Below are 24,937 nucleotides of genomic sequence, written 5' to 3'. Positions count from 1 at the left end.
ATCCAATCAGAGTTCTTTTAGTTGAGCAGACTGTAGACTTTAAATTATTCAAGTGTTACTGACAAGATCCCTAAGCGTATTGATAAACTTTTCCGCGAAGTTTAAAACATTATCTTTCTTAGTAAGGGGAGAACAGTAAGAGAAAATAAATACTGAGTTCCTAACCGTTGAATAGGTTAACAGTGATATTGGGTGAGCACCATGTGTCTGGAAAGGAATAGCTGTTACAATTTCAAAAGATTTCATGTGCGTGCCCAAAGCTTTCATGCTTCCAACATTTGAAATACATAACCCTTCAGAAAAAACTGGTTTATTATTTTCATACTCTTGAGCCCAACCGATAATATCCCCTAGGATATAATTTTTAGGAAAGGCGAACTTACATGATTCTCCCTCCGCGGCTTGGCGATCAAGCTCAACTTGCAAGTATCTTGCTAGCTGCCAAATATTACTAGTATCAATATTAGGTATTACTTCTAAAGTGGTTACTGCTGAAAATGCACCCACTGCGCTTAAACCGATTTCCGATCCACATAAATCTCGAACATCTAAAGGTAAGAGAATTTTAATCCAGTCCCTATGATTAGGTAAAATTTTTGAGGCCTTAATAGCAACAGCACAAAAAAGTGCACTAGGTCTAACTTTGTAGCTCTTCCCCTGCTTTACAATACTTGAAAGATCCTCCATAGGAAATTGTCTATAAATAGCGTGCCCCTCACGCTCTGCAGCAAAGGCTGACTCTTCAACTGGCCATTTAAATAAATCATCTTTAGCGTTACATGACTCCTGTCTTGCGAAGTATTTGGAGGAGCGAAAGTAGCTCTCAACCGCTTCATACAAGGGTTGCCTTCCTAATTTGAATGTCTCAGGCTCCCTAAAATATATATCTAAAACACAAAAAAGAGTCATTACTGACCGGCCATCCAGGGCTGCATGGCTGCTTACCAGGGATATCCAGTCAACTTTATCCTGGGAATTTATATAGAACGAGAGCGTATAAGTACATTTTTCAACATCAAGTCCAGCCTCGCCTCTACGCGTAAACTCCTCTTCAAAATCAAGAGGCCCATCTAATTTCACAACTTCGAAAGGGATAGAATCGAATGATACATCGCAACGCCAACGAAGTTGCTCTCCAGACTCCACACGTGCTTGTAATAGAGGATAAATTTTATGAATAGATGCAAACCCAGACTTTAATTGCTCAACGCTTAGTGGTGTAAGAACTTTAATGAAGGAAATAACTAAAGTACCTCCACAGGTCCTCCTGGCTAATTCTGTGAATATTGCTTCTTGAGCACCTAACACTCTGGAAAGGTTTTCACTGGACACGAAATATCATCTCTATAAGGCATGTCTATGCTAACTAAAGTAATTCCTATAGGAGGTAATAACAAAGAAAATTTAGCATTGAAAAGTGATTTTGTTCATACATTTCACACTTAATAGCTGCAATATTTTTTTACTTTTTAGCATCAACCAGGAAATTAATCTACGAAACTGAATTCATACTTCTCGTGTATTGAGTTAAACTCAACTTGGCTTCAGCCTACCAAAAGGACAGGGTTATTTAAAAACCCGATATAAACCTTCGTTATAGATAGTTGCCAATACGCCTCCCAGAATATCTGCGTACATGACGGCAGTACACAAATTAATTTCAGAGAAAATCTAATAAGAAGTGATATAGATTAACGCTTCACCAATAATACTACGGGTGCTCCCCTTTAGGCTCCTTGAGCTCAGTATATTTAACTGGACAGTTTTTTTGAAGCCGCATAGTTTTAATCAAGGATACAGTAAACACTAATTTTGCACTAAAGCGGAAATAATATAGAGTTTTGTACAAGCATTTCTCCCACCTTAATTTATCTTTAAAACTTTAGATCTAGCAATAGACAAAATGGTATCGATAATAATCTGATTTTGGACTCTTTATTTTTCTGCGGTTTTTGACGACAATTGATCCTAACCTTTTCCTACTCAGAGAATAATAATGAAGGATTTTTTGATTATAGGCGGTGGCCATAATGGCCTTGTCTGTGCCTGCTATTTGGCTAAAGCTGGAAAAAATGTAACGATTCTTGAGCGCCGGTCGATTGTTGGTGGTGCTGCGGTTACTGAAGAATTCTACCCAGGCTTCCAAAACTCTGTGGCAAGCTACACCGTGAGTCTGCTTAACCCCAAGATCATCGAAGACCTCCATCTACGAGAGCATGGCCTGGAAATCAAATTACGGCCGCAATCAAACTTCTTCCCACTTTCAGAAGCCAATAGTCTTTCCTTCCATAAGAATCTTGCAGATACACAGGCAGAGGTAGCACGTTTCTCTGAGAGAGACGCAGCTACCTTACCTGACTTTTATGCCATGCTGGAAACCGTTGCGGATATTTTACGCGAAGAGCTACTGCGCGCTCCCCCCAACGTGGGTGGTGGCCTTATAGACCTGGTTCGCGCTGGTGGATTTGGGCTTAGAGCGAAAAAGTTAAGTATGGCATCACGCCGAGACGCTCTGGACCTGTTCACCAAGAGTGCTACCAACGTGCTGGATGCCTGGTTCGAAAATGACCATGTAAAAGCTGCGTTCGCCTTTGACTCTATTGTCGGCAACTATGCCGCTCCCAGCACTCCCGGTTCCGCCTATGTGCTCTTGCACCATGTGTTTGGCGAGGTAAACGGTGAGAAAGGCGCTTGGGGCCATGCTATGGGTGGTATGGGTGCTATCACTCAAGCCATGCGTAAAGAGGCAGAGTGCCTTGGGGTCTCTATTCGCACAGACGCTGAAGTTAAAGAGGTGCTTATCGATGGTGGTCGCGCTACCGGAGCACGGCTAAGTAGCGGGGAAACTATTGCAGCTAATAAAGTAATCGCCAATGTCGGCCCTAAACTGCTCTATTCCCAGATGATTGACGAACAACATCTGGAGCCGGAATTTCACCGCAGAGTACGTGGTTTTAGAGTGGGGTCCGGCACTTTCCGTATGAATGTCGCACTGTCTGAACTGCCAGACTTTACATGCAAACCCGGTACTCACGTACAACCGCACCACAAGTCGGGAATCGTCATTGGCCCTACCATGGATTACCTGGAGCAGGCCTATATAGATGCGGCTCAATACGGCTGGTCAAAGCAACCCATTGTCGAGATATTGATCCCCTCCACCATCGATCCCTCCCTGTCCCCCGAGGGCCAACATGTCGCCAGCCTATTCTGCCAACAATTTGCTCCAGAACTGCCGGAGGGTAAGAGCTGGGACAACTACCGTGAGCAGGCAGCTCAGACCATTATCGATACCGTCAACAACTATGCACCCAATTTCCGTGATTCCATCATCGCCCAACAAATCCACTCACCGCTGGATTTAGAGCGCAAGTTTGGCTTGATGGGTGGCGATATCTTCCATGGTGCCTTAGGCCTGGACCAACTGTGGAGCAACCGCCCTTTTATGGGCTTTGCGGATTACCGCACGCCGATTCAGGGCCTGTATCTCTGTGGTTCCGGTAGCCACCCGGGAGGCGGCGTTACTGGAGTGCCTGGGCATAATGCTGCGATGGAGATTCTAAGGGATAAATAAAAAATGACCCGCAGAAAGCAGGCCATTATCTGTTTGGATTCAGTAGTGGGGTATGAGTTGAACTCAACCCCCTTTCAGGCGCTACAATGATCTTGTTGATCTCTATTACAATTAACGCGAGCTCACTCTTAATAGCAAATGATACCGCTTGAAATGCCTCTTTATTAACTCTCTTAGACTTTCTTAGTAGCAATCCAGCGGTCAACAAGTTGCTCTAACAGCATCAGCGGTACGGCACCATTAGTTAGTACCACATCATGGAATTCACGTATATCAAATTTACTCCCTAACTTTTGACGAGCACGTTCTCGCAACTCCAATATCTTTAACATACCAGTTTTATAAGCTACAGCCTGACCCGGCATCACGAAGTAGCGCTCAACCTCAGTGGTGACTTCAGTTCTCGGAAAACCGGTCGTTTTCACCATATATTCAATTGCCTCTTCTCGACTCCAGCGCTTGTGATGTATACCGGTATCTACCACTAAACGAACAGCACGAAGCATCTCATCTTGTAATCGCCCAAGATCATCATAGGGATCATCTTGAAAACCAATCTCCTTGGCTAGCTTCTCTGTATAAAGAGCCCAGCCGTCCGCATAAGCTGTATTTGATACGGCTTTAAGAAAAGTAGGCAATCCCTCTAAATCTTTTGCAATTGCCTCTTGAAAATGGTGCCCTGGAATTGCCTCATGATAAGCTAAAGTTCGCATGGTAAATTTCTTTGTTTCATGGACATCGCGCAGGTTTACATAAAACACCCCTCCGCGAGACCCATCAATTGCCGGGGGCATATAGTATGCTTTCGGTGCGCCTTGTTCTTTGAACCCTGCAATTCGCTTAACTTCAACGCCCGCAGTTGGTTTTATGTTGAAATAATCGTCAATACCTGCGTTAATCTCATCGATAATCAATTGATAGTCTTTGATAATTTGCTCACGGCCCTTATCTGAATTTTCATAAAGAAACCGAGGATCATTATTTATAGCGGAGAAACGGGAGTTAATGCTTCCCGTATCAAGACCTACAGAAGCAAAGATCTGTTTCATTTCGTCTTCTATACGTTCTACTTCCATCAAGCCCGTATTGTGCAGTTCATCGGGAGTCAGATTTGTAGTGGTATGAATACGTATTTGATAGGCATAAAATTCATCACCTTCCGGGAGAGCCCAAACGCCATTATTCTCTGAAACCTTATACTGTAATTCTTGATAGTAAGCGATCAAGCTTGCGTACGCAGGATAGACATCTGTTTCAATTAATATTTTTCCTCTATCAAGGATACGTGTACGCTCTTGATCTGGTAAAGTTTCAAGAGTATCCAAGCGATTTTCCAGAGAGGTATAAAGTATGTTTTCATGCGCCGGAACGTTAATAAACCCTTGCATTTCGCTTAACACACGATCAATTACAAAGCGTGGAGGCAGGATCTTTTTCTGTTCCCGAATTTTCAACCCATCCAATACTTGAGAAAATTTTCTATCTACTTCACTTAAGCGGGAGAGATAATAATCCGCTTCTTTGACATTGTTAATTTGATGCAACTCAACAAGAAACTCCGGAAGAGTATTTTGCACACCAAACATTTGATTGAGAGGGTAATTATGATGCCTCCAGCGCTCCCCTTCTACTAGACTTTCCAGGTAGTACTCCAGAATATCATAGGAAATTGCCTGCCGGTCATTGAGACTAGATCTGTCATAGCTCCTTAAAGTAGATAGTTCATCCTTAACTATCTGTATCTCATGTTGCTTCATCTTTTCAGAAACATCATCAAGATGGGCATTATGGCCATCAATCCCAAATCGTTCCAGTATGCGGAAAATTGAAAGTGTTTCCGGGCTGGTACTTTGAATTTTTATAAAGGCTCGCTCAAAATATACATTGATAGACCATGGTTTAAAATAAATTGCATTGACGGCAAAGACCGAGATTGCAACCATCCCAAGCAATAGTATCCCGCCAACCCACTTGGCTGTTGTTTTTATCATTATTAGATCCTCCTAATTTGTGCCACTATTTTCACTATGCCCTTAAACAAAGCACAACCATTAGCTCTAGATAATGCGTCAAACAAACCGAATAAAGCGATAAGATGCACATTGTAGATAGATCATGACAGAACAATGGCTTTCAGAGAGGCCTGAAGACCAAAGTAGCTCAAATATTACCAAGTAAGGATTTTCCACCATCCTTTCGATTCCAGCTGCGAAAACCACCATATCACCACGCTATTCTGCCAACAAATCACTCAAGAACTGCTGGAGGTCAAAAACTAGAGAACTATCGTGATTGGTCAGCGAAAACTATTACTGGTACCATCACCAACTACAATTCGAATATTCGTAATGCCATCATCGCCTAGAAAATTCACTCTCCCCAGATTTAGAAATTAGGTTTTATTTGATCTATTGCGATAGATACCATAATACCTTGGGATTGTATCAAGCGTGGAGCAACTGGCTCTTTATTTACTTTGTGGATTGACGCACCCTGTACCAAGCCCCGTATATTTGTGACTCCGGTAATCTCGATAAGTGTAACGATATGTTTTGGGACTTAAGATACTAAGAATCAGGTGATACAAGGGGCAAATATTTTTACCCTTGACAGATGATAGATAACGACTGATCAACATTGGTTCAGATTTCACCCTCTAAACCAAGCTCTAGATGCTAGAATAGATGCTTAAGGATGATAGTATCTAACATTTTTTTAATATGTATATACCACTTATAAAAAATACCTCAACACCGCTACTCTAGACATATCTGAAATCGGCGTTAGAGCTGGACGAGGTTGAAAGATTGATAACCATGAAATATGAAACGATCGATGATTTTAATTCAGCACAGGTCGGTGAAGAGCTGCTGATATGCGATACTTTACGACAGCTAATTGATAATGGCCTGACAAAAGCTGAAAGTAAGATTTGGCATGGCCACCCTGTATGGTTTTTAGAGGGCAATCCAATTGTAGGATACAGTAAACTCAAAGACTGTATTCGCCTGATGTTCTGGAGCGGTATAGACTTTGACGAACCTAAGCTCGAACAAGGGACAGGAAAATTTAAAGATGCTTCTATTCGTTATACAGAGGCAATGCAGATAAATACAACTGATCTAAAACGCTGGCTAAAAAAATCAAAGGTAATTCAGTGGGATTACAAGAATATCGTCAAACGAAAAGGGAAGTTATTACGCATAATATGAGTAAGGGTACGCATGTTGCTAAACATAGTATAGTTTGAGATTAATACTCGATTTTATGGTTTTGTCGCCAAATTGAAATTTCAACACATAAAAACACCGGAGTTCAACCCCAGCCTTTTGGGCTTAAACTGAATAATAGCCTACTAAAGAAAACCAAAAGTAATTAACAATTTTTTATTCACTCGTGCAGCTTTTGAACAATGTAGATAACGCTCAGATTCTATCTACACAGGATCTCACCTTTACTTTAACGAAAGATTTATAAAACAAGTTCTTAATGACGCAATGGGGATGATTATCCTGAGGCAAGTAAAAATTTATTGCAATATTTTATCGGCTGTAACAGATAAAGTATCATCTCTCACACAGCTTATTTTATCTAGTTGAGTACGACTCAAAAGACTCTCGCTGTGTTCGCCAGTCTGTAACTATTTCAATCACGATCATCGTTTCGTCAGTGAAATCAAAGGCGTTCCATTATTTGAATCGTAGTAAAGCCTCACATCTGGTATAGGCCAGCTTTATTCCAACTTTCTTGGTATTTTTTTTCTTGATAATGATTACACCTAATTTGATCCTCGCCCAAAATGGGCATCGCAGGAATATAATCTTTTCAGAGAACTCAATAAATCAGTCAATCTTTCAATTCTCTAAAGCTCTTTGAATTGCTGGGCCAATTTGGCGTTTTCGCGAGATCACCCCTTTAGCAACAACCATGTCATCTACTACCTGGTCCCCAAAAGCGGAGATAATAAGATCTTTGTCTGAGGTGTCACTCCAAAGTAGATAAGATTTATTTTCACGAGTGTCGACAATTGCGAAGATCAAGTGATCGATACCTTTCTCTTTTTTTATCTCGCCCATGGCAGACTTCAGTTCATACCTTCTGTTGATTAACTGCTGAGCTGTCAGCGTTTCAGCAACACCAATGCCAACTTTTTTTCCTCCGAACTCAAAATCTTTAAAATCAAGTAAAATAATATCCTTGGCGGAAAACCCACCCAGATCTGATTTCTCTAGCAACATCCGCTCTGCAAACTTATCTACATCATCTATACCAGCTCTCTTTGCCAATTTTTTTACATAGACTTTGTCGTACTCGGTTGTGGTAGGTGATGTCAGGTTAACCGTATCCGAAAGAATTGCAGCCAACCCCATACACGCCAGATGAACTGGTAATTCAATAGCAAACTTCTGGGCATGATCAGTTAAAATTGTCGCGCTCGATCCCCATGGCCTAGTCTCTATACTGATTACATTTGGAATATTAATTGGCGATCCACCAATCGCATGATGGTCGATTATTGCTACGATTAAGTCTGGATCAATGCCAGTTGGCAATTGAGTGCCTTGGTTAAAATCCACCAATCCAACGGTCTTTCCTGAGAAATTCTCAATTATTTCGGGCTCCTCAGCACCACATTGTTTAATGGCGAAGCGAGTCTCCGGATTGATTTTACTGGGAATTGCTGGCTTACCACCATAAATGAAGGCTGAGAGCAAGCTCCCGCTAACGGAATCAGTATCGGGTATTTTATGTCCGGTCCAAACCAAATTCTGGGTGCCTTTTAACTCCTTCCTCAGATAATCAGCAGCAACATCTGTAGTAGGCGTATCTTGCCCCAGGTCTGAGGAACTGATTTCCTGCGCACCTAATGAAGCGCCAACAACCCAACTGAGTGAAAAAAACAAGGCTCTCGAAAGCAGACCAGGGAAGTCTATTGGGCGGTGATCACCTAGTATTGACAGGCATGAGATTAGAAATCTCACCGGCATCCTCCACAGTCATTTGCTAACAGATTAATAGAAACCTTAAATTAACTGATGGCATGACTAACATCCGTCCATCACATTCATTCACTCATTATATCTTAAGCGGATCGATAAACTATCGAAGCCCTCTGAGTAAAGAGGTAAGCAGTTCGTACTATAGACAAGGTATAGTCACTTAGCGGACAAACCAACTACAGCTTAACTTTACTGGCTCTATTTGTCGCATGTGGATACAAATAAACGTATTCCCTCGAAATTCTAGCTACTTCACCCACTTTCAGTATTGACACCAAATAACCTAAGGACACTTCTCAACACTCACCAAATATAAAGCCTAAACCGCCAACCCTACTGACAAAATTTAATAAAACACCTGCTATTTATCCATACCAATATGAGAATAACCAAGGACTCGGCCCAGAATCATCCAAATATTTCTTGGTGTAACACTCTCTTATAGTGCATTTACCCCTACGCCTAATACCAGTGAATTGAAACGCCTATGAATAGGTTGGCATCAGATTTTACACTTAGTAACGTAGCCTATACCGTAATGAGTAATCATTACCATATCGTACTTTATATCGACAAAAAGGCTGACCTGACCAGATATCGAAGTGATTCTTCGCTATCTGGAGCTATTTAAGGCCTCGAACTTGGCACAACGATAACCCAGGGCAGCATACTCGATCACTGTGAATCGCTAAGGCTACAAAGCGTTATCGCGGCCAGCATGGGCTATGTAGACCTAAACACAATCAGGGCCAATACCACAAATACGCCTAAACACCCTGATTACACTTTGATTCAACTATGCATTCGTGCAGCAAGCTCAATAAACATAGGGGACATGGTTTGATCCACTATCGGAGTTTCCTCTTTGCTAATTTAACCCTGCTCCAATCTATCAACACTACGATTTCTGACTTATTACCACAAAGTGAAGTTTTCTAAAGCCTAAATACAAGTTCTTAAAATTTCACCTATCCTTCCAATTCAGATATGAATAGCCACCAGAACCGATGCTTGTCGCAAAACTGAGACTTTTCTCCAATTTTTGGGTGCCCTGAATAATTCACCCTGCAAGGCTTGGTGTTATAATTTTGACATTGTAATAATAACAAAGTGTAAAAAATGGCAAAGTACATTTACCTCCCGGTAAACAGTGATGAAATGCTAGAGTTTGCTGAGAATATGGCGAGTGCATGGGATATTCCGAAGAATCAAATTCTTGCCAACAAGGTAACATCTGGTATTGGTAAGTCTATGTACCGCTGGATAGACAAGTGTCTCAGTAGCCTCAAATCTGGTGACACTCTTTATATTGTTGCTCATGGTACCGGCGGTGGCGATGGCAAGCAAATTGGTGCGCAACGCAATAGTGGTAAGAATAAACAAGCAAAAGTTTTCGATAGAGGGGTAGAGTCGTGGCAGGGCGGAGTATGGAAAACCTATACTCCCACGCAGCTAGCGGGCACGCTGGTTAAAGAGGGTTTGCCTGGCAATTTTGTCGATCTGCATCTCTGCGCTTGCGGGTCAGGTTATGATGGTGAGAAGTTAAGGCCCTGGGCCCAGCGTTTACGTGAGGCGATGGCCACTACCCATAAAAGCCTAGAGGTTACCGGGTACCTCGGCTGGTTTGATGCTACCGGTAGCTCTGTAAAGATTAAGGTTAATACTCAGTATTATGATCTGAATGAGCGTGCAGTCACCTTTTCTTAATCGTTATCGACTAAAAGGTGAAGTGGGCATCTGCAAGGATGTTCAAAATTCTGCGTGAGCTAGTCAGCTATAGGCAGATTATTTCTCTCGGCGATCTGGAGAACAGATCGCCAGCTGTAATAGTGCCGGATTCCGGTTTTGAATTGGGCACGCCTAGCATTAGGCAGTTTTAGTTGTATTAATTCAGGACAAATCTGACACACCTTATTTTAATTGAGAGCTGTAATGCGGACCACAATTACTAATTTCATGAATCAAATTCTCCCTAAAAGAATCATACTTTGAAGAATATTGCTTATCACAAGAATAAACCTCCAGCCCTATTTTCAATCAAGACTCGCAATTTAAAACACACTACTCACCCAAATTTTATTTTTGAAATTAAGTTCATCACTATTACGTGCCTCTAGAATGGCCTACAATATTTGATAAGATTCAGCTTCAATTAATTAATCAACCGGCAAAGATATTAGTTCTACGTTATGCTTCCCCAGGACTGGCCCTATGGAGCCCATCCAAATACATTGTGGTCAGACGGCTTACAGGGGCAAACGAACCAAACATTCCCACTCAAGGCAAACCAAGAGCTATTACTTCTACGTATCAATTCACAATACAGCTGTGCTCTAGATTTAAACCGACAAACAGAGACCTACCTCCTTGTGAGTTCAAACAGTACCGGGCTATACGCTCCTTTAGTTTACAGTGCCCCAGCATATCAATACCAAGTTACCCGCTTTGTGAAGCGCACCTTGGAATGGAAGTGATGCCAATGCTCCGGAATAGGTTGCCAATTTACTTAATGAAATCCACTACCTCCCCGAAATTGATGCCCACTTGGATATATCCTTTAAAACTGATCATTATTGGAGCTCGATTAATGAACAAGCAAATTTCTACCCCACACTAGTACAGCTTTACCAAACAATTTCTTCCCATATTGCTGCCGCGGAACAGCTAAGTAGTAGGTTCTTTCTTTGCCATAATGATTTTAAGCACTGGAAATCTCATCACTGAAAAGACCGGGCGGCTTTATGCCATTGATTGGGAATACGCGGCTATGGGCGATCGCTTCTATGATCTCGCCGTAATCATTGAGGAACATCAGCTCAACAGAATTCAGCAACAATCCTTGCTCGAGCTGTATCTTAGGCGTAATCCGGCCGGAGAACATTGGCGCAGAGTGTACAAATATCTAAACCTACTCTGGTATGCCGTATAATGGGGCTCTGAGATCCCAAAAACAAATTTTTTGCTTAAAAAATAGACAGCATCAACGAAAACCTGCTCCGACCGGAACTCGCCTAACATTTATAGCCTCCCTCACCTTAAGGAGTTTAGACACTTGATGAAGTAAATGTTGTAAAATCAACACTTCCGTTACTAATAATTAACCTCTAAAAACTAGGAAAATAACTTATGCGAAATATTTTTTTTACATTGATGTTGTTTGTTTTGACAATCGGTAACGCACAGGCGCAAGAGAAGCCTGAAGCATTCAAAACTATCGAGAACCTTCTAAATTACCTATCCGATGTAGACCATGAGCGTATGAGAGGCACCGTAACTGAATCTTTTCTCTTGCTCGAACATGGTGAAGTATGGACGATTGAAGATCTAATTAAGGTAGCAAAGCCATCAGATACTGTTAGAACCAATTACTTTAGTATTATTGACTTTGATGAGATGCCAGACCTAGTCACAATCAACTATTGGAATAAGGCCAATTTTGCTAAAAAGAATGAGAGCCAGGATGTTTATTGGCTCGAAAGCGCTATTCTAAAGAAAGTGAAAGGAAAGTGGCTCATCTCACAATTGCACTCTACGAGACTTCCATCTGGAAATGTGCCAGAAAATGTAGTGTTTAAACCATAGGGCTATCTTAACCACCAATAAGTAAGAGCCAAAAGGGATTTTGGTCTTATACTTCAGCGCTAATGACGCATTCAAATATCCTAATTGACTCAATCAATAGTCCCCTCCTCTCAAGTCAAAATCGTACTGTAAGTCATTTCCTAAGTATCAAACTCTATTGTTTACCACTATTAAGTAACTCAACTATAAAACTGAAAGTATATCTCTCTGGGCAAATCCACTCTGACTGGAGAGCCCAGATAATCGAAGGCTGCAATAAGCAGTGACTGGAAATCGCTTTCTTCTCTGCCGTGACCAATCACGATACCAGTGATACCGCTGGCGATGGTCCTGGCGTGGAAGCTAACTCCTTCTGACGAGATCATAAGTCTGCCAAGGTCAACGCAATACGGATTAAACACCACATTGAAAATTGTGGCCTGCCTATTATTCGCTTTGGTAAAAATATAAAAATGGAATGCAGCGTTCGATGCTGGATACTGCACAGCGCTTGGTAAACCCTATATTACTCTGCATAATCAATCACTGGTACATGCGTAAAAAGTGGTTGATGGTGTCGCTGAAGCTTGGGCACAAACACCTGACCAGGTTGACTCACTACACGGGTATCAACTTCAGCTTTATCCCATTAGAGAAATCCAATATACCCAGATTTCCCGTAGTGGCTGTGGGGGACTTGATACCCATGGGAACAAAGTCAGGGGTATTAGGCACCGAAGTTTGTTCAGATAGCTTGCGGTACCAATAGAGGAACTGGTTGTAGTTTTGATTGGGCGGTTAGCGCTTGAATATGCCTAAAGGGCTTCCCCTTTCGGCTGGATCACTATTTGGAGTTGATGGACTGGAGTGGTCGGCATTTAGGTCCCAGAAAATGAGGCTGTGTTGCCGGAAATACGTCTCCTATCCTAGATCGGCTTGGTATCTCTCCCAAGCACTGGCTCTATCTCAACCGAAATTTTGAGAGTCGCTTTAGAGGCTTCTTAGGGTCAGATGAGATGGTTCGATATGTCTGCGATTTTTTGAAGACAAAGGATATGCGTGATTGCCAGTAGCCTCCCCCTGATTTCAACAAGGTTAAGTATTCTAAATTCACACACCGATTCCCATTCCTCCCGCGTACTGAAGCTCAGTATTTCCAAGATGGCCTAGATATTCTAGCATAACCGCGCTTTTCCTACCCTTTAATAACCATGATCAGGCAGAAATCTAATTATTGTACTTATTTTAATGCCTTTCTTTATCTTTGGATGCCCTGAATTTGCTTAACGCTGAATGCGCTTATTGCCAGGCTAACAAAACTACCAAGAACTATCCCTAGAATAACTCAATCCAAAATAGGAAAAATATTTCTGAAGTGGCACAGGAAACCTCCAAAGTTAGAAAAATTCCAATTAACGCAGCAATCGACACACCCCATAAACTTTCCTATGTTTTCAGATTTTGGGTTTCTTTCTATTTTCGGTCATCTTCTTATTTAACACCTGACTCAACTACTTTCTTGGCCATGACGCTTATCTAAAAGGCTCTTTAGGTATAGTGGTTTTTGAAGTATCCGACACAAAATTTGCGGCGAAAAAGTGCCTCTCTTAGCATATTTTTTCAGGTCTTTATCCAGCACAAATTTTTGTTCCAGTTAAATTATCAAGTTTTGCATCATCCAATTCTACGGCTTTAACTTTGTCACCATCCAATTCAAACAACACGATACCACAGCCACCAAAAATTGGCGCTGAAGTAAGCTTGTAATTCTTATTTTGAGCTGACTTAAATGAACCAGCAACATTACAAAACGAATAGCTCCCTATGCTTGAAGAATTGGCTACAAATATTTCACGATCAGCTGGAATATTAACGGTAACTGTTTTATCTCCCCGATTTTTAGGTTCCAGCGGTTTGAAAACTTTCCCACAGCTGGCTCCTTCTTCCTTAATTGCAAAAAGATAAATTGATGAATTTGCTCCGATACCTACCTTTACGTGTTTTACTGGCATCTCCAAAGCGGCCAACTCACCCTCCTGCGGCTCTAGGTACCGGCTAGCACAGGCAGAAGTAAATATGGCTATTGCGACCAAAACGAAACTCTTTACGTACATATTTTTATAACTCTCTATTTTTTTGAATACTTTAGTGGAACGCCCAGCACTGCAGATAATTTGTAACATTGAGGGAGCGGAAGCTTTCCAACAGCTACTATTTAATAGCTTCTAACGCCATTTACCGGATAATTTCTGGACACCTGCAGAAAATATTGATGGGCCAAGGCTGAGGCCATTAGCGACTAGAAACAACTCGGCCTCTAGATCTAGCTCAACCTGTCGAGATTGATGACTATCAAGCCTTGCGGATAAATATTGTTTTTTTCTCTTCTCAGTTTTTTAAAGAGATGCGCCGTATGGGTAGCAACTGACATTCCCTCCAGCTAAATTACTGAAAATTCCACCCACAAAAAAACCCGCTAAAAAGCGGGTTTTTTGGCCGTTGTTATACAACGATATATATGGTCGGAGCGGCCGGATTTGAACCGACGACCACCACACCCCCAGTGTGGTGCGCTACCAGGCTGCGCTACGCTCCGATTTTGAAAAATCGCTCACTTCGCTAAGTGATTGATTTTTAAAGACATCGTGTCTCGATGTGGCGTGAATCATACCTGAGTGCGGCTGGATTGCAAGCCCAGGTTTACAGTTTTTTAGAAATTCTTTCTCCCATCCAGCAGGGCCACCACATCTTTGAGTTCCGCTATCACTTCCGGCAGCACCTGCTGTAACTGCACCACTTCTGCCCTTTCACTACCGGTCTCTATCTGCTGGCGGGCTCCTCCAATGGTATAGCCCTCTTCATAGAGTAGCGCACGAATCTGGCGCACCATAATAACGTCCTGGTGCTGGTAGTAACGGCGGTTGCCGCGGCGTTTAACGGGCTTCAGCTGTGGGAATTCCTGCTCCCAGTAGCGCAGTACATGGGGCTTCACGGCACACAGCTCGCTCACTTCACCAATGGTGAAATAGCGCTTACCGGGGATTGCAGGTAGCTGAGCATTATTGCTCGGTTCCAGCATGTTCCTCTACTCGTGTCTTGAGTTTTTGCCCTGGTTTGAAGGTGACTACCCTGCGGGCTGAGATGGGGATTTCCTCGCCGGTCTTGGGGTTGCGACCGGGGCGCTGGCTTTTGTCGCGCAAGTCGAAATTGCCAAAGCCCGAGAGCTTGACCTGCTCGTTGCTTTCCAGCGCATTGCGGATTTCCTCGAAGAAATACTCGACGATCTCTTTTGCTTCGCGCTTATTAAAGCCCAGCTCCTCGTACAACTTCTCGGCGAGCCCGGCCTTGGTCAGTGCCTCTGTCATTGGATCCTACCAATTGATTCAGAGGCGTCGACTCCAGATCGGAAGCGGCCCAAACCGCGGCGGCTTTCAACCCGGAAGCAGACGCTCTCGGGGTGCAATTCAGTCTGCACACCGAGAGCATCATGCCCTGTTAGCGCAGACTAGCGTTATATTTTTCTTCTAATTTACCGACCACCGCATCTACAGCGGCATTGATTTCTTCGTCATTAAGGGTGCGCGACGAATGCTGAAACGTCAACCCCAAAGCGACACTTTTTCTATTTAAATCAATACCTTTGCCCTGGTAGACGTCAAATATCTTGAGGTCCGTCAAGGTTTCACCGGCGGCCTCGGTGGCAGCTTCCACCAAACTGGCGGCGGGAACATCCGCGTCGATCAGCAGGGCCAGATCGCGGCGCACTTCCGGGAACTTGGACAGCGGGCGGAATGCCGGGGCTTTACCCTGACCGATCGCTTCCAGGCTGAGCTCGAATACGAAGGCCGGCTTGGCCAGATCCAGCTTCTTCTGCAGCTGCGGGTGCAGGGCACCGATAACACCAACTTCGCGGTCACCGCGCATAATCTTGGCGGTTTGGCCGGGGTGCAGTGCGGAGTGTTGGCCGGCAACAAAGCGGAATTCATCGGCGACACCGGTGCGAGCCAGCAGGGCTTCCACGTCGGCTTTCACGTCGTAGAAATCCACGCTGTCTTTGCTGCCCGTCCAGTTTTCCGCAAAGCGGTTACCGTAGGCGAGACCAGCGATCATCTGCTCCTGGTGCAGCTCCGCGCCAGGTACAAAGCGCAGGCCAGTCTCAAACAGGCGCACGCGGTTTTGTTGGCGATTGAGGTTGTACTGCAAGGCTTTACACAGGCCCGGCAATAATGTGGTACGCATCACCGCCAGCTCTGCGCTGATCGGGTTTTGCAGAGCCACCGGGTCGGCTTCCGGGTCAAACAGGGCAGCGCTGTCACTATCAATAAAGCTGAAAGTGATCGCTTCGTAGTAGCCGCGGCTCAGTAGGGTCTGCTCCAGATTGTCCTGGGCAATGGTGCTCTCCGGGCGCGGGGCAATTTCCAGCTCGGCGGTAAAGCTTTCGCTAGGGATACGGTTGTAACCGTAAACACGGGCCAGCTCTTCCAGCAGATCGGCTTCGATGGCGATATCGAAACGGAAGCTGGGGGCCAGGAAGGTCCAGCCTTCGTCATTCTGGTCGATTTTTTCCAGACCCAGGCGGGTAAGAATATCGACGATTTCGTCATCGGCCAGCTTGATACCCAGGCCCAACTCTACCTTGGCACGGCGCAGGGTAATATGGCGCTCAGCGGGCATGGTTTCAGTCAGCTCGCGCACGTGTACCGGGCCTGGCTCACCGCCAACGATATCCAGCAGCAGTTGAGTAGCACGCTCAACCGCTTTCTCTTGCAGGTGGTAGTCTACGCCGCGCTCAAAGCGGTGAGAGGAATCGGTGTGAAGGCCGTAGGATCGGGCTTTACCGGCTATCGCCAGCGGGCTGAAGAAGGCGCTCTCCAGGAAGATATGTTGGGTGCCTTCGGTAACGGAAGAATCCAGGCCACCCATAATACCGGCCATGGCCAGAGGCTTTTCTTCGTCGGCAATCACCAGGGTGCCTTCCTGTAGCTTCACTGCCTGGCCGTCCAGCAGGGTCAGCTCTTCACCGGCTTCTGCCATACGCACCTTGATACCGCCGGAGAGTTTCTCCAGGTCGAAGGCATGCATGGGTTGGCCCAGCTCCAATAGGACGTAGTTGGTCACGTCTACTACCGGATCGATACTGCGCAGGCCGCTGCGACGCAGACGCTCTTGCATCCACAGAGGTGTTAGGGCTTTGATATCGATATTGCGAATGACACGACCTACGTAGCGCGGGCAGGCCGCTTCCGCCAGCAGGGATACGGGCAAGCTCTCCTCGATTTGCTGGGGTACCGAGGCAACTTCCGGGCCCTGAACGGCGCAACGATTCAGTACGCCCACTTCGCGAGCGATACCGGCAACACCGAGGCAGTCGGAACGGTTCGGGGTGAGATCTACTTCGATGGTTTCGTCATTGAGCTGCAAGTATTCGCGCAGATCGGTACCGGTGGGTGCGTCTTCTGGCAGTTCCCAGATACCGTCATTGTCTTCGCCCAGTTCCAATTCGGTCTGTGCGCAGAGCATACCGAAGCTCTCTACACCACGGAGCTTGGCTTTTTTGATTTTAAAATCGCCCGGCAATTTGGCGCCTACCAGGGCAAAAGGAATTTTGATTCCGATGCGCGCGTTGGGAGCACCGCACACCACTTGCATTTCACCGTCGGGGTGGCCGGCCACTTTACACACACGCAGTTTGTCGGCATCCGGGTGCTGTTCACAGGCGACAATCTCACCCACAACCACTCCGGAAAATTCACCCGCTACTTTTTCTATGCCATCCACTTCCAGACCGGCCATGGTGATTTGATCGGCCAGTTCCTGTGTGGTGAGTTTCGGGTTTACCCATTCCCGCAACCAGGAGTTGCTGATTTTCATAGTTGATCTCTTTCTGTATTCCGTCAGCGCAGCTCTGTGCGCGTTTCGCCCGGGGTATTTATTTCGCCACCCGGGCCTCCACAATTCGATTGCTACTGCGAACCGCCTCAGCCATTCGCGCTCTCACTGGGCTAGAACTGTTTCAAGAAGCGCAGATCGTTATCGAAGAACAAGCGCAGATCGTTAACGCCGTAACGCAGCATGGCGAGGCGCTCGATACCAATACCGAAGGCAAAGCCGGAGTATTTTTCACTGTCGATATCGCAGGCGGCAAACACGTTCGGGTGCACCATGCCGCAACCGAGAATTTCCAGCCAGCCGGTACCGGAACATACGCGGCAACCTTCACCACCACAGGCGGTGCACTGGATATCCGCTTCAGCAGACGGCTCGGTGAATGGGAAATAAGACGGACGGAAACGCACTGGCACTTCCGCTTCGAAGAAAGCACGCAGGAATTGGTCGATGGTGCCTTTCAGGTGGGCGAAGCTGATGTTCTCGCCGATTACCAGGCCTTCTACCTGGTGGAACATGGGCGAGTGGGTCACATCGGAGTCGCAACGATATACGCGGCCCGGGCAGATAATGCGCAGCGGCGGAGACTTTTTCTCCATGGTGCGGATCTGCACGGAAGAGGTGTGTGTTCTCAGTACTGTGGTGGGGTCCACGTAGAAAGTGTCGTGCATCGCGCGCGCTGGGTGGTGCGCGGGAATATTCAGGGCTTCGAAGTTGTAGTAGTCCTGTTCGACTTCCGGGCCGTTCTCAACTGTAAATCCGATGCCCGCAAAGAAATCTTCTACACGCTTTAAGGTGCGGGTGATGGGGTGAGCATTGCCCTGCTCTTCACCACGCCCTGGCAGGGTGACATCAATGGTCTCTTCAGCCAGCTTGGCATTGATGGCTGCCTGCTCCAGCATAGTGCGGCGCGCATTAATTTTTTCCTGCACCTGCTGCTTGGCTTCATTGATCTTGGCACCCGCAGCCGGGCGCTCCTCAGCAGACAGCTTGCCCAGGCCTTTCAGCAGTGCCGTCAGCTGGCCCTTTTTGCCCAGGTAATCAACACGCACCTGATCCAGTGCGGCGAGGCCATCGGCCTTCTCCACCAGCTCCATTGCCTGCTCGGTGAGGGACTGCAAATCTTGCATCGAACTGTTCCCGTTTGAATCCAACTTCGATTGAGGCCGATTGGCCCTAGTTTTGTGCTTGTTTTTGCCGGTGCATTTGCACCGCGGGGGCTCCCCTGGCACCGCCACCGGTAAAAAATAGCGGAAACCCCATAAAAAAATAGGGAAGGGCCGCTACAGCCCTTCCCTATTTTAAGTATTCAGTTTTACAACTGAAGTGACAGCTTACGCTGCCAGGGCTGCCTTAGCTTTTTCAACTACGGCAGCAAAAGCGGCTTTATCGTAAACAGCCAGATCAGCCAGTACACGGCGATCCAGTGCGATTTCCGCTTTCTTAAGACCTGCGATCAGGCGGCTGTAGCTCAGGCCTTCTGCACGGGACTGGGCGTTAATACGGGTAATCCACAGAGCGCGGAAGTTACGCTTCTTAACGCGACGGTCACGGTATGCGTACTGACCAGCTTTAATAACTGCCTGCTTGGCAACGCGGAATACGCGCGAACGCGCACCGTAGTAACCTTTAGCCTGCTTCAGAATCTTCTTGTGACGACGACGCGCCTCTACACCACGTTTTACACGGGCCATAACTCTATCCTCTTAAACCTTTGCGATTTGGGCCAATTACTTGGCGCGCAGCATACGATCGACCAGACCGGCATCAGACTTGTTCATAGTCTGGGTGCCACGCAGCTGACGCTTACGCTTGGTGGTCATCTTGGTGAGGATGTGGCTCTTGTTAGCGTGCTTGTGCTTATAGCCCGCAGCCGTCTTCTTGAAGCGCTTGGCAGCGCCACTGTGAGTCTTTGCTTTCGGCATTTTGTACTCCAAAGTGAATATTCGCCTGCATAACAGGCACCTTTAGTATCTGCCAACAGCCTGAGCCATCGGCACTGTGAGAGTGAGGAGGCAGCCGTCGCCCAACCACTTCTCAAAGGAGGTTCCGGGAATCGCTTCCCCAAACCTCACTTTTTCTTTTTGCTGGGAGCGAGAACCATCAGCATCTGGCGACCTTCCATTTTGGGTCGCTGCTCTACAATAGCCAGCTCTTCCAGGTCTTTTTCGATGCGCTGCATCATTTCCATACCCAGCTCCTGGTGAGCCATTTCACGACCACGGAAGCGCAGGGATACTTTGGCCTTGTCACCCGCCTCCAGGAAGCGGATGAGGTTGCGCAGCTTGATCTGGTAGTCACCGATATCGGTGCCCGGGCGGAATTTCATTTCCTTGATCTGCTGCTGCTTCTGCTTCTTCTTGGCGGCATTCTTAGCTTTCTTAGCTTCGAATACGTGCTTGCCGTAGTCCATGATCTTACAGACTATCGGCGTGGAGTCCGGGGCAATTTCAACGAGATCCAAGCTAGCCTGCTGTGCAGCTTCCAGCGCTTCATTCAGGGAGACAATGCCTACCTGTTCGCCATCAGCGCCAATCAGGCGGATTTCTGACGCTTCAATCTGATCGTTTATGCGGGCCTTTTTGGACCGTCCCTTAGTGTCTCGTTTAATAGCTATGGTCTCCCAGTTGCCAAGTTGTTATGCATTATCTTCGGACAAACGGCCGCGGCGACTGACGTCCTGCTCGAGAATCTCAAGGAAAGACTCATAAGTCATGCTTCCCAGATCCTCACCGCTGCGGGTGCGCACGGCAACCGTCTGGCTCTCTACTTCCTTATCGCCAATGACCAGCAGATAAGGGACACGCTGGAGCGTGTGCTCGCGGATTTTAAAGCCGATCTTCTCGTTTCTCAAGTCAGCACTGGCGCGGTATTGCAGCGAACCAAGGCGGGCCTCCAAGTCACGACAGTAATCGGCCTGACGATCGGTAATATTCATGATCGCCACCTGCTGTGGTGCCAGCCAGGTGGGGAACGCGCCTTCGTAATGCTCGATCAGGATTCCGATAAAGCGCTCGAAGGAACCCAGGGCTGCACGGTGCAACATCACCGGGGACTGACGCGAACCATCTTCGGCAACATATTGCGCATCCAGACGGCCCGGCATAGAGAAGTCCACCTGAATGGTACCGCACTGCCATACCCGGCCGAGACAGTCTTTCAGGGAGAATTCGATCTTGGGTCCGTAGAAGGCGCCTTCACCTGGCAGCTCTTCCCACGGCAGGCCCGCGGCATCCAGCGCATCGGCCAGGGCTTTCTCTGCCTTATCCCAGCTCTCATCGGAACCTACACGCTTCTCCGGGCGAGTGGAGAGACGGTAAATAACATCATTAAAGCCGAAGTCTTTGTACACGGAGTGCAGCAGATCCATAAAGTCAGAAACCTCTGACTGGATCTGATCTTCACTACAGAAGATATGGCCATCATCCTGTACGAAGCCGCGCACGCGCATCAGACCGTGCAGGGAACCGGAGGGCTCACTGCGGTGACAGGAGCCAAACTCCGCCAAACGCAGTGGCAGGTCGCGATAACTGCGCAAACCTTGATTGAACACCTGCACGTGACAGGGGCAGTTCATGGGTTTGATGGCAAACTGGCGCTCTTCACTGGTGAGCGTAAACATGTCATCGGCAAACTTATCCGCATGACCAGACTTCTGCCACAAGCTGAAATCCACCAGCTGCGGGGTTTTGATTTCTTTGTAACCAAACTCGCGCTGACGACGGCGCATGTACTGCTCGACAGTACTGTAAATAGTCCAGCCATTTGGGTGCCAGAACACCATGCCGGGCGCCTCTTCCTGGATATGAAAGAGGTCGTATTTCTTGGCCAGCTTGCGGTGGTCACGCTTCTCTGCCTCTTCAATACGGCGCAGGTAAGCTTTTAATTCTTTCTTGTTGGCCCAGGCAGTGCCGTAAACACGGGTTAGCATCTCGTTGTTTGAATCGCCGCGCCAGTAAGCACCAGCTACCTTGGTCAGCTTGAACGCTTTCAGTCTGCCAGTGGAGGGCACGTGGGGGCCGCGACACAGATCTTCGAAATCGCCCTGGCGGTACAAAGAAATATCTTCGTCGCTGGGGATGCTGTCGATAATCTCGGCCTTGTACTCTTCGCCCATATCGCGGAAGTATTGCACCGCTTCTTTACGGGGCATTAGCCGGCGGCTGACTGTAATATCTTCCTTGGCCAGCACCTCCATACGCTCTTCGATCTTTTCCAGGTCTTCCGGCGTAAATTGGCGCTCGTAGGCAAAGTCATAATAGAAGCCATCTTCGATAACCGGGCCAATAGTGACCTGGGCCGTCGGGTACAGCTGCTTAACGGCTTGCGCCAGTAAGTGTGCAGCGGAGTGGCGAATGACTTCCAGGCCTTCGGGCTGACGGTCGGTGATGATGGCCAGATTGACATCGCGATCGATGACATAGCTGGTATCAACCTCTTTGCCGTCGACTACGCCTGCAAGTGCAGCCTTGGCCAAGCCAGGACCGATATCTGCGGCTACGTCATGCACGGAAACCGGAGCGGAAAATTCTCGACGAGAACCATCGGGGAGAGTAACAACGAGCATTGTTTGTCCTTTCTCTCAGTGGCGATCCCTACCAAAGACCGCATGAAACTATCCATGAAGTGGTTCATGGAACTATTGATTCAGATGGGCAACCATCCTTTTGAAGATGGTAGACCCGAGCGGATTTGAACCGCTGACCTCTGCCATGTCAAGGCAGCGCTCTAACCAACTGAGCTACGGGTCTAGAACTCTGCAGCGGGGGAACCCAGTGCTGCGAAGAGCGCGAACTTTAGCACCGCTTTTCAGTGTTTTCAACAACTTACTGAACTTTTTGCAGAGTTTTTTTAAGTTATCATGGCGGTGAGGGCAGCCGAAAAAGCCGCCCTCAACTAAACTATTCCGCCTCCTTCAGGTGGGCAATCTCATCTCGCAGCTTCGCTGCAGATTCAAACTCCAGATTTTTGGCGTGCTCATACATCTGGTTCTCCAGCTCAGCAACTCGCGCCCAGCGCTGCTTATCGGACATCGGTTTGTCGTCAACCTTATAGGCACCTTTCCCTTCTGCCACCTTGCGCTTACTTTTGGGTACACCGGGCGCCACAGCACCTTCAAGAATATCCGCAACGCTTTTGCGAATCCCTTTCGGTGTAATGCCGTGCTCTTTATTGAAAGCAATCTGTTTTTCCCGGCGGCGACGGGTCTCTTCAAGCGCACGCTCCATGGAGCCGGTTACTTTGTCCGCATACAAAATAGCCCGCCCCTCAAGGTTGCGCGCCGCACGCCCAATAGTCTGGATCAGAGAGCGATCAGAGCGCAGGAAGCCTTCCTTATCGGCATCGAAGATGGCCACCAGGGCAACCTCTGGCATATCCAGCCCTTCTCGCAGCAAGTTAATACCAACTAGCACGTCAAACTCGCCGATGCGAAGATCGCGAATAATCTCCACCCGCTCGACAGTATCGATATCGGAGTGGAGGTAGCGTACCCGCACGCCATTCTCCGCCAAGTATTCAGTCAGATCCTCTGCCATCCGCTTTGTCAGCACGGTAATCAGCACTCGCTGATCCGCTTCCGCGCAGCGGTGAATTTCAGAGAGCGCATCATCAACCTGGGTCTGGGCCGGGCGTATTTCCACTTCCGGGTCAACAAGCCCTGTGGGCCGCACCACCTGCTCGACCACCTGCCCTGCATGGTCGCCCTCGTAGGGCCCCGGTGTTGCCGAAACGAATACTGTTTGCGGGGCCAGGTGCTCCCACTCCTCAAATTTCAGGGGGCGATTGTCCAGGGCAGAAGGCAGGCGAAAACCATACTCCACCAAAGTTTCTTTGCGCGATCTATCCCCGCGATACATGCCGCCGATTTGTGGCACGGTTACGTGGCTTTCATCGATAAATAGCAGTGCATCGTTTGGCAGGTAGTCGAATAGCGTGGGGGGCGGCTGGCCAGTATTGCGGCCGGAGAGGTAGCGGGAATAGTTCTCCACACCATTGCAGTATCCTAACTCCTGCATCATTTCCAGGTCGTAGCGGGTGCGCTGCTCCAACCTTTGCGCCTCCAATAACTTGTTATTACCTCGCAACTGCTCCAGACGCACTCGCAGCTCATCTTTGATTTCATCAATGGCGCTGACAATGGTCTCACGTGGGGTAACGTAGTGACTCTTGGGGAAAATGGTAACCCGGGGAACTTTCTTAAACTGCTCGCCGGTAAGCGGGTCAAACAGGGTGATCTCTTCAATCTCTTCATCAAACAGAGACAGGCGTACCGCCTCCAAATCGGAGTCGGCCGGGTAGATATCAATAATATCGCCGCGCACACGATAGGTTGCACGGCGGAAATCCGCATCATTGCGCGTGTATTGCAACTCCGCCAACCTGCGTAAAATTGTGCGCTGATCCACCAGGTCGCCGCGATCCAGGTGCAATACCATTTTTAAGTATTTATCGGGATCACCCAGACCGTAAATAGCCGATACCGTGGCAACGACCACAACATCACGCCGCTCTATCAGTGCCTTGGTGGCAGAAAGGCGCATCTGTTCAATGTGCTCATTTACCGATGCATCTTTCTCAATAAAAGTATCCGAGGAGGGAACATAGGCCTCGGGCTGATAGTAGTCATAATAGGAAACAAAGTATTCGACGGCATTCTTGGGGAAAAACTCTTTGAACTCTCCATAGAGCTGGGCTGCCAACGTTTTGTTGTGAGCCATCACTATCGCCGGACGCTGCAAGCGCTCGATAATATTCGCCATCGTGAAGGTCTTACCTGAGCCGGTAACCCCTAGCAGTGTTTGATGACTCAAGCCGTCATCTATGCCCTCGGATAACTGCTCGATCGCCAGCGGCTGATCCCCGGCCGGCTGATACTTAGATTCCACCTTAAAAGGTCGCGACTCCATACACTTCC

General features: G+C 47.1%; 18 protein-coding genes, 2 tRNA genes and 2 pseudogenes. 6 read left to right on the top strand and 16 right to left on the bottom strand.

What is annotated here, in order from left to right; all coding sequences use genetic code 11:
- Nucleotides 1-48 precede the first annotated feature (48 nt).
- Nucleotides 49-1,332, bottom strand: coding sequence for a hypothetical protein (locus ACJJIV_RS18220; protein WP_444889852.1), 1,284 nt, complete (start codon nucleotides 1,330-1,332; stop codon nucleotides 49-51).
- A 664-nt stretch (nucleotides 1,333-1,996) separates the two neighbouring features.
- Here ACJJIV_RS18220 and ACJJIV_RS18215 point away from each other — a divergent pair.
- Complete coding sequence (locus ACJJIV_RS18215) at nucleotides 1,997-3,574, top strand: phytoene desaturase family protein (RefSeq protein WP_444889851.1); 1,578 nt, start codon at nucleotides 1,997-1,999, stop codon at nucleotides 3,572-3,574.
- Between the two features lie 173 nt (nucleotides 3,575-3,747).
- On the opposite strand, the gene ACJJIV_RS18210 is transcribed toward ACJJIV_RS18215, so the two are convergent.
- Nucleotides 3,748-5,565 carry a DUF885 domain-containing protein gene (locus ACJJIV_RS18210; protein WP_444889850.1) on the bottom strand — a complete coding sequence of 606 codons (1,818 nt, stop codon included), beginning with the start codon at nucleotides 5,563-5,565 and terminating at the stop codon, nucleotides 3,748-3,750.
- An 825-nt stretch (nucleotides 5,566-6,390) separates the two neighbouring features.
- Between ACJJIV_RS18210 and ACJJIV_RS18205 the strand changes: the two genes are divergently transcribed.
- Nucleotides 6,391-6,786, top strand: coding sequence for a DUF1801 domain-containing protein (locus tag ACJJIV_RS18205; protein ID WP_444889849.1), 396 nt, complete (start codon nucleotides 6,391-6,393; stop codon nucleotides 6,784-6,786).
- Between the two features lie 642 nt (nucleotides 6,787-7,428).
- Here ACJJIV_RS18205 and ACJJIV_RS18200 read toward each other — a convergent pair.
- Nucleotides 7,429-8,478 (bottom strand): manganese-dependent inorganic pyrophosphatase, encoded by a 1,050-nt coding sequence (locus ACJJIV_RS18200; protein WP_444889848.1) that lies wholly within the window; start codon nucleotides 8,476-8,478, stop codon nucleotides 7,429-7,431.
- A gap of 1,215 nt (nucleotides 8,479-9,693) precedes the next feature.
- Between ACJJIV_RS18200 and ACJJIV_RS18195 the strand changes: the two genes are divergently transcribed.
- The 4 genes and pseudogenes from ACJJIV_RS18195 to ACJJIV_RS18180 form a co-directional block, all read left to right on the top strand.
- On the top strand, nucleotides 9,694-10,281 hold the full coding sequence (locus ACJJIV_RS18195; protein WP_252082349.1) for a hypothetical protein: 588 nt from the start codon (nucleotides 9,694-9,696) through the stop codon (nucleotides 10,279-10,281).
- Nucleotides 10,282-11,266: 985 nt separating this feature from the next.
- On the top strand, nucleotides 11,267-11,503 hold the full coding sequence (locus tag ACJJIV_RS18190; protein ID WP_444889847.1) for a phosphotransferase family protein: 237 nt from the start codon (nucleotides 11,267-11,269) through the stop codon (nucleotides 11,501-11,503).
- A 197-nt stretch (nucleotides 11,504-11,700) separates the two neighbouring features.
- Nucleotides 11,701-12,156: a nuclear transport factor 2 family protein gene (locus ACJJIV_RS18185; protein ID WP_444889846.1), complete on the top strand. Its 456-nt coding sequence runs from the start codon at nucleotides 11,701-11,703 to the stop codon at nucleotides 12,154-12,156.
- 368 nt (nucleotides 12,157-12,524) lie between these two features.
- Nucleotides 12,525-12,696: pseudogene (locus ACJJIV_RS18180) on the top strand (YtoQ family protein); the annotation flags it as partial.
- A 57-nt stretch (nucleotides 12,697-12,753) separates the two neighbouring features.
- Here the strand turns inward: ACJJIV_RS18180 and ACJJIV_RS18175 are convergent.
- The 13 genes and pseudogenes from ACJJIV_RS18175 to uvrB all read right to left on the bottom strand — a co-directional run.
- Nucleotides 12,754-12,909: pseudogene (locus ACJJIV_RS18175) on the bottom strand (hypothetical protein); the annotation flags it as partial.
- 854 nt (nucleotides 12,910-13,763) lie between these two features.
- Nucleotides 13,764-14,162, bottom strand: coding sequence for a hypothetical protein (locus ACJJIV_RS18170; protein WP_444889845.1), 399 nt, complete (start codon nucleotides 14,160-14,162; stop codon nucleotides 13,764-13,766).
- Between the two features lie 492 nt (nucleotides 14,163-14,654).
- Nucleotides 14,655-14,731: transfer RNA gene (locus ACJJIV_RS18165), tRNA-Pro, on the bottom strand.
- Between the two features lie 114 nt (nucleotides 14,732-14,845).
- The gene (locus ACJJIV_RS18160; RefSeq protein ID WP_152452791.1) at nucleotides 14,846-15,214 is read right to left on the bottom strand and encodes a MerR family transcriptional regulator; all 369 of its coding nucleotides are present in this window, start codon (nucleotides 15,212-15,214) and stop codon (nucleotides 14,846-14,848) included.
- Entirely contained in the window at nucleotides 15,195-15,500 is a 306-nt protein-coding gene (ihfA, locus tag ACJJIV_RS18155; RefSeq protein WP_108733837.1) for an integration host factor subunit alpha, read from the bottom strand. The genes ACJJIV_RS18160 and ihfA overlap by 20 nt, the downstream gene beginning before the upstream one ends.
- A 130-nt stretch (nucleotides 15,501-15,630) precedes the next feature.
- Entirely contained in the window at nucleotides 15,631-18,006 is a 2,376-nt protein-coding gene (pheT, locus tag ACJJIV_RS18150) for a phenylalanine--tRNA ligase subunit beta (RefSeq protein ID WP_444889844.1), read from the bottom strand.
- Between the two features lie 131 nt (nucleotides 18,007-18,137).
- On the bottom strand, nucleotides 18,138-19,151 hold the full coding sequence (gene pheS / locus ACJJIV_RS18145; protein WP_252082361.1) for a phenylalanine--tRNA ligase subunit alpha: 1,014 nt from the start codon (nucleotides 19,149-19,151) through the stop codon (nucleotides 18,138-18,140).
- 204 nt (nucleotides 19,152-19,355) lie between these two features.
- Nucleotides 19,356-19,715: a 50S ribosomal protein L20 gene (gene rplT, locus ACJJIV_RS18140; protein WP_252082363.1), complete on the bottom strand. Its 360-nt coding sequence runs from the start codon at nucleotides 19,713-19,715 to the stop codon at nucleotides 19,356-19,358.
- A 36-nt stretch (nucleotides 19,716-19,751) separates the two neighbouring features.
- Complete coding sequence (gene rpmI / locus ACJJIV_RS18135; RefSeq protein ID WP_020413351.1) at nucleotides 19,752-19,946, bottom strand: 50S ribosomal protein L35; 195 nt, start codon at nucleotides 19,944-19,946, stop codon at nucleotides 19,752-19,754.
- 146 nt (nucleotides 19,947-20,092) lie between these two features.
- Nucleotides 20,093-20,632 (bottom strand): translation initiation factor IF-3, encoded by a 540-nt coding sequence (gene infC, locus ACJJIV_RS18130; RefSeq protein WP_252086004.1) that lies wholly within the window; start codon nucleotides 20,630-20,632, stop codon nucleotides 20,093-20,095.
- A 27-nt stretch (nucleotides 20,633-20,659) separates the two neighbouring features.
- The gene (gene thrS, locus ACJJIV_RS18125) at nucleotides 20,660-22,588 is read right to left on the bottom strand and encodes a threonine--tRNA ligase (protein ID WP_444886740.1); all 1,929 of its coding nucleotides are present in this window, start codon (nucleotides 22,586-22,588) and stop codon (nucleotides 20,660-20,662) included.
- A gap of 107 nt (nucleotides 22,589-22,695) precedes the next feature.
- Nucleotides 22,696-22,772, bottom strand: a tRNA-Val gene (locus tag ACJJIV_RS18120).
- 150 nt (nucleotides 22,773-22,922) lie between these two features.
- Nucleotides 22,923-24,929 carry an excinuclease ABC subunit UvrB gene (uvrB, locus tag ACJJIV_RS18115; protein ID WP_444889843.1) on the bottom strand — a complete coding sequence of 669 codons (2,007 nt, stop codon included), beginning with the start codon at nucleotides 24,927-24,929 and terminating at the stop codon, nucleotides 22,923-22,925.
- Nucleotides 24,930-24,937: the final 8 nt, after the last annotated feature.

It is taken from the genome of Microbulbifer mixtoriginis (SeqCode), from assembly GCF_052466765.1.
Note: the sequence above shows the minus strand (reverse complement) of the source record. Positions and strands in the feature narration are given on the sequence as shown.